The following is a 6,340-nucleotide window of genomic DNA, read 5'->3' as shown; positions in this document are numbered from 1 at the left end:
CCCGCACCCCACGCCCGCGCCCGCGGATCCACCGCGAACACCGCCGCCACGATTGTCAGCACCGCGTACACCCCGAGGTACCCGCACAGGATCCACGGCGACCCGCCCCCGAGCTCCACGAACACCGCGGCCAGCAGCGGCGTCAGCCCCACCGAGAAGATCGACCCGATCTGGTACCCGAGGCTCATCCCCGAGTACCGACGCCCGGTCGGGAACTGCTCCGCGAACCACGCCGCCTGCGGCCCGTAGATGCTGTCGTGGAACACGCACATCCCGATCAGCGCCACGAGCGGCAGCAGCACGAGCGGCCCGGCGTCGAGGAACGCGAAGAACGGCCAGATGAGCACCGCGATCCCCACCGCCGACCAGATCGTCAGCACCCGCCGCCCGACCCGGTCGGACAGCCACCCCCAGAACGGCGTGGACACGAGCGACACGGCCGAGATCACGAGCACGGCCTGCAGCCCCGCGTCCGAGCCCGATGGCCCGCGCACGTTCCCGAGGTAGGTCAGCGAGTACGTCGTCAGGATCGAGTACAGCGCCGGCTGCACGAGTCGCAGGCCCGCGGTCACCAGGATCGACCGCGGGTGCTGCCGGATCGCCTGCCACACCGGGAACCGCTCGACCCCGCCCGAAGCGCGCAGCTCCTGGAACACCGGGGCGTCCTGCACCCCGAGCCGGATGACGAGCCCGACCGCCACGATCACCGCGGAGAACAGGAACGGCAGCCGCCAGCCCCACGCCAGGAACGCCTCGGTGCCCAGGGACGTCCGCACGAGCGTGAAGACCCCGGTGGCCAGGAGCATCCCACCGGCCGACCCCATCTGCGTGAACGCCCCGAACAACCCCCGGTGCCGCTCCGGCGCGTGCTCGACCGACAGCAGCGCCGAGCCGCCCCACTCCGCACCGGCCGCGACGCCCTGCAGCAGCCGCAGGAACACGAGCGCCACGACGGCACTGACCCCGATGGTCGCCGCGGACGGGATCACCCCGATCAGCGTGGACGCGACGCCCATCAGCAGCAGCGACGCGACGAGCAGCTTCTTCCGCCCGATCCGGTCGCCCAGGTGGCCGGCGATCACACCGCCGAGCGGTCGCGCCACGAACCCGACACCGTACGTCGCGAACGACGCGATGACCCCGATCGCCGGCGTCACGGACGGGAAGAACGTCGGCGCGAACACCAGCGCCGACGCCGTCGCGTACAGGTAGAAGTCGTAGTACTCGACGGTCGTCCCGACGAACGACGCGAGGGCGACCCGACGTCGGGTCGCGTTCGTGGACGGTCCGGTGGGACGGACGGGAGGCGCGGCTGCGGTCGTCTGGGTCGGCATGCCTCAGGAGCATGGTCGCGTCCCGGGCCGCGGGGAACACCGCGCGTAACGGGAGGTCACGACGCTGTCGTCGGGCGGCGCCCGCCGACCACGATGGGTCGCATGAGCGATGCACCGAACCGCCCGCTGCGCTTCGCGGCCTTCGTCATGAACACGACCTCGCACATCCAGCACGGCCTGTGGCGGCACCCGGACGCCCGACAGGCGGACTTCGACGACGTGACGCTGTGGACGGACCTGGCGAAGACCCTCGAGCGCGGCAAGTTCGACGCGATGTTCTTCGCCGACGTCGTCGGCACCTACGGCCCCGGCCGTGGCGACTACTCGACGAACCTGCGCGAGGGACTGCAGATCCCCTCGAACGACCCCTCCGTGCTGCTCTCGGCGCTCGCCGTGTCGACCGAGCACCTCGGTCTGGCCTTCACGTCGAGCGTCATCCAGGCGCACCCGTTCGACTTCGCCCGCAAGGTCTCCACGCTCGACCACATCACCCAGGGCCGCATCGGTTGGAACGTCGTCACGAGCGCCCTCGACAGCGCCGCCCGGAACTTCGGGGCCGACCGGCTCGAGGAGCACGACGAGCGCTACGTCTGGGCCGAGGAGTACCTCGAGGTCTGCGCGAAGCTCTGGGAGGGCTCGTGGGAGGACGGCGCCGTCCTGAAGGACCCCGTCTGCGGTTACGCCGACCCCGACAAGGTGCACCGCATCGACCACCACGGCACGCGCTACGACGTGCAGGGCCCGCACCTGAGCGCGCCCAGCCCGCAGCGGACCCCGGTGCTGTTCCAGGCCGGGTCGTCGCCGGCCGGCCAGGCCTTCGCCGCGCGGAACGCCGAGGCACAGTTCATCCTCACCTCGAACCGGGACGCCACCGAGCAGCTCATCCGCGAGACCCGCGACCTGGCTTCGGCAGCGGGGCGCCGACGCGAGGACATCGCGTTCTTCCTCGGCCTGGCCTTCGTCACCGGCGCCACCGAGGCCGAGGCGAAGGCCAAGGAGGCGGAGATCGACGAGTACCTGGCCGCCGACGGCTTCCTGGTGCACTCGAACCTCGGCTTCGACCCGGACACCGGCGAACCCCTCGACCCGGACACCCCGCTGTCCGAGGTCCGGACCCACGCCGGGCAGTCGCACCTGCAGTGGCTCCGCGAGGCCGCCGGTGACCGCGAACCGACCATCGCCGACCTCGCCCGGCTGTCCGCCAAGCTCCGCGCCCGGGTCGTCGGGACGCCGGAGCAGATCGCCGACGAGCTCGCCGACTGGCAGCGGATCGGTGTCGACGGCGTCAACGTCATCAACTGGACGCTGCCCGGCTCCTACAAGGAGTTCGTCGACCACATCGCGCCGACCCTGCAGGAGCGCGGCCTGATGCAGTCCGAGTACCGCGAGGGGACCCTGCGCGAGAAGCTCTTCGGTCACGCACAGCTGCCGGACTCGCACCCCGCCAGGCAGTGGCGCGGCGCGTTCTCGGGCGGCGCGAGCGGCGTCGCAGACGCGGCGCGGGCCGTGGAGGTGACCGCATGACGGCGGCGACGACGACCGACGGGGGCGGGACGGGCCTCCCGGCTGACCGTCTGACCACGCTGCGGGCGCGCTTCGCACCGCTGTTCGCGACCACCCGCGACGGCGCGGTCGAGCGTGAGCTCGCCTCCGGGGAGCCCGGCGATCGGCCGCTGCCGCACGCCGAGGTCCGCGCGCTCGCCGACGCGGGCTTCGGGCGGTTGCGCGTGCCGGAGGACCGGGGCGGCTCCGGCGTGACGCTGGTCGAACTCGCGCACCTGGTGGCGGACCTGGCGGCGGCGGACTCGAACATCGCGCACCTGTGGCGGGGTCACTTCGGGTTCACAGAACTGGTGCTGCTGCGACCCGACTCGCCCGCTCGTGACGAGTGGCTGCAGCGGATCGTCGACGGGGCGATCGTCGGGAACGCGACCTCGGAGCGGACCGGGACGACGCTCGCCGACATCTCGACGACGGTGACGCCGGCTGGTGCTTCCCTGCGTCTCGACGGGCGGAAGTTCTACTCGACGGGCACGCTCTACGCGGACTGGATCTACCTGGCGGCGGACCGTGACGGGGAGCGCGTGACGTTCGCCGTCGATGCCTCCGCGCCGGGTGTGCGGAGCATCGACGACTGGGACGGGTTCGGGCAGCGGTTGACCGCGTCCGGCACCACCGTGTTCGACGGGGTGGCGGTCGACCCCTCGGCGGTGTCGGCCTACCGCGACGCTCCGCTGTCGCACATCCAGGCCTTCTACCAGCTCTACCTGCTGGCGGTGCTCGCGGGGATCGGGCAGGCGGTGTCCGACGACGCCGTGGCCTTCGTCCGGCCCCGGACCCGCACGTACATCCACGCGAACGCCGCCGTCCCGGGGGAGGACCCGCAGGTGCTCGCGGTGCTCGGGCGGCTGTCGGCCGGGGCATTCACGGCTCGGTCACTCGTCGCCGCGGCGGCGGGACTGCTCGACACGGTGGTGGCGACGAACGTGCCGGGGCCGGCGGGTGTGTCGAAGCCGTTGCTCGACGCGGCCGAGAACGCCGTGTACCAGGCGCAGGTCGAGATCGGGCCGCGAGTGCTGCGGTCGGCGTCCGAGCTCTTCGAGGTCGGCGGGGCGTCCGCGGCCGACCGCACACGTGCGCTGGACCGGCACTGGCGGAACGCGCGGGTGGTGGCGTCGCACAACCCGGCGGTCTACAAGGAGCGGATGGTGGGGGAGTACGCGTTGCACGGTCAGGGGCCGGTCGACGCGTGGGAGAAGTACCACGAGGTGGGGCCGACGCGGTTCTGAGGGGCGGGGCGCGGGGCGAATTCTCGCGGTGAGCGACAGTTCTCGCGCCGGCGGGCCCGAGGGATGTCGCTGAGCCCGAAACCCGGGCGCCGGGTGCGCGCGTCGCTGGCGGCTACGCCCAGCCGAGCTCGTGCAGCCGCTCGTCGTCGATCCCGTAGAAGTGCCCGATCTCGTGCACGAGGGTGGTGTGCACCTCGTCCTTGAGCTCCTCGAGCGTGTCGCACTCGGCCAGGTGCTGCTTGCGGAACACGACGATGCGGTCGGGCAGCTCGCCGAACCCGTACTGCCCGCGCTCCGTCGCCGCGACGCCGTCGTACACGCCGAACAGGTCGGAGCCGTCCTCGGGCTCGTCCTCGACGACGAACACCACGTTGTCGAGGCCGTCGACCATCTCGTCGGGCAGCAGGTCGAGCTCGTCGGTCACGAGTTGCTCGAACTCGTCGGCGGACATCTCCATCACGGACTCGATGGTGGCACACGACCATCCGAGAACTGCGAAGGCCCCGTCCTGCAGGACGGGGCCTTCGACTCGTGGGGTGAATAACGGGTCTCGAACCCGCGACCTCCTAGACCACAACCAGGCGCTCTACCAACTGAGCTATATCCACCATGTTCGAACCGGCGGACCGGCGCGACCACTCAATAGTAGTACATGCGCGACGGGGTGCGGACCACCCGTGTCGCTACTCGGCCGCAGGCTGCGCCAGCCGCGGCTCCCACTTCGCCACCACGTCGGCCTGCACGGCACGCACGTCGTCGGTGGTCGGGCCGGGCTCCGCGACGAAGCCGGCGCGGCGGTAGTACTCGAGCTCGCGGATCGACTCGAGGATGTCCGCGAGGGCCCGGTGCCCACCGTGCTTCTCCGGCGCGTTAAAGTACACGCGCGGGAACCAGCGACGGCAGAGCTCCTTGATGCTCGACACGTCGACGCTGCGGTAGTGCAGGTGTCCGTCGACCCGCGGCATGTACTTCGACAGGAACGCCCGGTCCGTGCCGATCGTGTTGCCGGCGAGGGGAGCGGAGCCCTCGGCCGGCACGTGCTGGAGGATGTACTCGAGCACCTGGTACTCCGCGTCGGCCAGGCTGACGCCGTTCGGGATCTCCTCGATCAGACCCGAGGTCGTGTGCATCTTCGTCACGAACTCGTTCATGTTGTCGAGCGCGGACTGGTCCGGCTTGATCACGATGTCGAACCCGGGGTGCACGGGCTCGAGGTCGAAGTCGGTGATGACGACGGCCACCTCGACGAGTTCGTCGACCCCGAGGTCGAGGCCGGTCATCTCGCAGTCGATCCAGACGAGGCGGTCATTCGCGGTTGCCATGTCCCCGATCCTATTCCCGGGCCGCGAGCGGCCCGTACGCGGGGTGCGGCCGGTGCGTGCGGTCGTGTTGCGTCGGTCGTGTTGCGTCGGCCCGGAGGCCCGGCGCGGGTCCGCCCCGCGCCTCGCGCCGCCGAGTGGGCCGGGCGGGCAGGCCGAGCGCGGAGCGGGCGGGCGCTGGACTGGGAGTGGGGGCGGGAGCACGAGCGGGTGAAGATTGGATGCGCTCGGGCTCGGGGTGACGTGTTCCGCCCGATCGCTTGGGCGTGGGCGTGGGTGTGGTCGTCGTCCGGAGACTCGCGCGGCGCGAGCGGGCGAGATGTGGGCGCAGGTGGCTCGGGGATCGCTGGTTTCGCCCGATGGCGTGGGCGTGGTCGGCGTCCGAAAGCTCACGCGGCGCGAGCGGGCGGAATCCGCGAGCGCCGTGGCCGAGAGCCGTCAGGTTTCGCCCACTCGTGCGCGCCGAGTGCGGATGCCGGTGGTGCGAGCCGAGCGTGCAGCGCGAGCGGGCGGAATCTGCGGGCCCGGGGGCTCGTGGTGACGCATTCCGCCCGCTCGGACGGACGCGACAGTGTCCGGAGGCCAGGGCGACGCGAGCGGGCGGAATCTGCGGGTGCGGCGGCCGAAGCGCCGCGTGTTCCGCCCGCTCGCGGGTCCGTGGGTCGTGCTCGTCATCCCCGCCGGAAGCGAACCGCACGCGAGCGGGCGGAATCCGCACCCCGCGCCGCCCAGACTGCTCCCATTCCGCCCACCCGATGCCGACCGCGCGCGAGCGGGCAGAATCCTTGCCCCGCGCCTCCCGAACCGCTCCCATTCCGCCCACCGGCTTACCGACCGCGCGCGAACGGGCAGAACCCGCATTCCGTGCCTCCCGAACCGCGCCGAATCCGCCCGCCCG

Annotated in this window: 5 protein-coding genes and 1 tRNA gene; 2 read left to right on the top strand and 4 right to left on the bottom strand. The window is 71.8% G+C overall.

Annotation, left to right across the window (positions count from 1 at the left end):
• The coding region (locus LEL83_RS15580; RefSeq protein ID WP_225559503.1) for an MFS transporter at positions 1-1,334 on the bottom strand (1,334 nt) is incomplete at its 3' end.
• A 102-nt stretch (positions 1,335-1,436) separates the two neighbouring features.
• Between LEL83_RS15580 and LEL83_RS15575 the strand changes: the two genes are divergently transcribed.
• Both LEL83_RS15575 and LEL83_RS15570 read left to right on the top strand, forming a co-directional pair.
• Positions 1,437-2,858 (top strand): NtaA/DmoA family FMN-dependent monooxygenase, encoded by a 1,422-nt coding sequence (locus tag LEL83_RS15575; RefSeq protein ID WP_225559502.1) that lies wholly within the window; start codon positions 1,437-1,439, stop codon positions 2,856-2,858.
• Positions 2,855-4,123, top strand: coding sequence for an acyl-CoA dehydrogenase family protein (locus LEL83_RS15570; RefSeq protein ID WP_225559501.1), 1,269 nt, complete (start codon positions 2,855-2,857; stop codon positions 4,121-4,123). The genes LEL83_RS15575 and LEL83_RS15570 overlap by 4 nt, the downstream gene beginning before the upstream one ends.
• 112 nt (positions 4,124-4,235) lie before the next feature.
• On the opposite strand, the gene LEL83_RS15565 is transcribed toward LEL83_RS15570, so the two are convergent.
• The 3 genes from LEL83_RS15565 to orn form a co-directional block, all read right to left on the bottom strand.
• A complete protein-coding gene (locus tag LEL83_RS15565; protein ID WP_198658621.1) occupies positions 4,236-4,580 on the bottom strand; it encodes a metallopeptidase family protein in 345 nt (114 codons plus the stop codon).
• A gap of 75 nt (positions 4,581-4,655) precedes the next feature.
• Positions 4,656-4,731: transfer RNA gene (locus tag LEL83_RS15560), tRNA-His, on the bottom strand.
• Positions 4,732-4,806: 75 nt separating this feature from the next.
• Positions 4,807-5,445: an oligoribonuclease gene (gene orn, locus LEL83_RS15555; RefSeq protein ID WP_198657994.1), complete on the bottom strand. Its 639-nt coding sequence runs from the start codon at positions 5,443-5,445 to the stop codon at positions 4,807-4,809.
• Positions 5,446-6,340 lie beyond the last annotated feature (895 nt).

Origin of the sequence: Curtobacterium oceanosedimentum (genome assembly GCF_020297365.1) — a bacterium.
In the GTDB taxonomy this organism is placed as follows: Bacteria; Actinomycetota; Actinomycetes; order Actinomycetales; family Microbacteriaceae; genus Curtobacterium.
This window is presented reverse-complemented; position numbering and strand designations above follow the sequence as displayed.

Excerpts from the sequence above, each read along its gene's own strand:
- LEL83_RS15575 (WP_225559502.1), top strand. The coding sequence starts at position 1,437 with ATGAGCGATGCACCGAACCGCCCGCTGCGCTTCGCGGCCTTCGTCATG.
- LEL83_RS15570 (WP_225559501.1), top strand. The coding sequence starts at position 2,855 with ATGACGGCGGCGACGACGACCGACGGGGGCGGGACGGGCCTCCCGGCT.
- LEL83_RS15565 (WP_198658621.1), bottom strand. The coding sequence starts at position 4,580 with ATGGAGATGTCCGCCGACGAGTTCGAGCAACTCGTGACCGACGAGCTC.
- orn (WP_198657994.1), bottom strand. The coding sequence starts at position 5,445 with ATGGCAACCGCGAATGACCGCCTCGTCTGGATCGACTGCGAGATGACC.